This window comes from Kribbella sp. NPDC050820 (assembly GCF_040653975.1).
In the GTDB taxonomy this organism is placed as follows: Bacteria; Actinomycetota; Actinomycetes; order Propionibacteriales; family Kribbellaceae; genus Kribbella.
In genome coordinates this window covers 1-1,775 of record NZ_JBFAHB010000154.1, presented here as the reverse complement: position 1 = coordinate 1,775, position 1,775 = coordinate 1, and the positions used below count along the sequence as shown (strand labels likewise).

Annotated in this window: 1 rRNA gene; it reads right to left on the bottom strand. The window is 56.8% G+C overall.

Going from position 1 to position 1,775, the window contains the following annotated elements:
* Nucleotides 1–107: 107 nt before the first annotated feature.
* Nucleotides 108–1,625: ribosomal RNA gene (locus AB0H36_RS47870) — 16S ribosomal RNA — on the bottom strand.
* Nucleotides 1,626–1,775 lie beyond the last annotated feature (150 nt).

The following is a 1,775-nucleotide window of genomic DNA, read 5'->3' as shown; positions in this document are numbered from 1 at the left end:
CTAATGGTCAATGTTCCACAGTCCGAAGCACCATCACCCTCGGAACACTCGTCCGAGCAGGCGATGACATGGACAACCACTCAACGGGGTTGCCAAGTGCTCCTTAGAAAGGAGGTGATCCAGCCGCACCTTCCGGTACGGCTACCTTGTTACGACTTCGTCCTAATCGCCAGCCCCACCTTCGACGGCTCCCTCCACAAGGGTTAGGCCACCGGCTTCGGGTGTTGCCGACTTTCATGACGTGACGGGCGGTGTGTACAAGGCCCGGGAACGTATTCACCGCAGCGTTGCTGATCTGCGATTACTAGCGACTCCGACTTCATGGGGTCGAGTTGCAGACCCCAATCCGAACTGAGACCGGCTTTTTGGGATTCGCTCCACCTTACAGTTTCGCAGCCCTTTGTACCGGCCATTGTAGCATGCGTGAAGCCCTGGACATAAGGGGCATGATGACTTGACGTCATCCCCACCTTCCTCCGAGTTGACCCCGGCAGTCTCCTATGAGTCCCCACCATAACGTGCTGGCAACATAGGACGAGGGTTGCGCTCGTTGCGGGACTTAACCCAACATCTCACGACACGAGCTGACGACAGCCATGCACCACCTGTATAGGACCCTTACGGACCCCCCATCTCTGGAGGATTTCCCTATATGTCAAACCCAGGTAAGGTTCTTCGCGTTGCATCGAATTAATCCGCATGCTCCGCCGCTTGTGCGGGCCCCCGTCAATTCCTTTGAGTTTTAGCCTTGCGGCCGTACTCCCCAGGCGGGGCGCTTAATGCGTTAGCTGCGGCACGGAGGACGTGGAATGTCCCCCACACCTAGCGCCCAACGTTTACGGCGTGGACTACCAGGGTATCTAATCCTGTTCGCTACCCACGCTTTCGCTCCTCAGCGTCAGGTAAGGCCCAGAGAGCCGCCTTCGCCACCGGTGTTCTTCCTGATATCTGCGCATTCCACCGCTACACCAGGAGTTCCGCTCTCCCCTGCCTACCTCTAGTCTGCCCGTATCGGAAGCAGGCTCGGAGTTAAGCTCCGAGTTTTCACTCCCGACGTGACGAACCGCCTACGAGCCCTTTACGCCCAATAATTCCGGACAACGCTCGGACCCTACGTATTACCGCGGCTGCTGGCACGTAGTTGGCCGGTCCTTCTTCTGCAGGTACCGTCACTCTCGCTTCGTCCCTGCTGAAAGAGGTTTACAACCCGAAGGCCGTCATCCCTCACGCGGCGTTGCTGCGTCAGACTTTCGTCCATTGCGCAATATTCCCCACTGCTGCCTCCCGTAGGAGTCTGGGCCGTGTCTCAGTCCCAGTGTGGCCGGTCGCCCTCTCAGGCCGGCTACCCGTCGACGCCTTGGTAGGCCATTACCCCACCAACAAGCTGATAGGCCGCGAGCCCATCCCCAACCGCCAGAACTTTCAACCACAAACCATGAGGAAAGTGGTGATATCCGGTATTAGACCCCGTTTCCGAGGCTTATCCCGAAGTTGAGGGTAGGTTGCTCACGTGTTACTCACCCGTTCGCCGCTCGTGTACCCCCGAAGGGGCCTTACCGCTCGACTTGCATGTGTTAAGCACGCCGCCAGCGTTCGTCCTGAGCCAGGATCAAACTCTCCGTTGAAAAATATGACAACCAGTAAACTGGGAGTCGACAACCAAAGTTGATCCTCTGAATCAGAAACAATCAAACTGACTTGAATCAAAATATTTCAAAGGAATCCGCCACAGAACAACAGACAACCCAAACCCACAGTCGAAACGACCAGGGGCA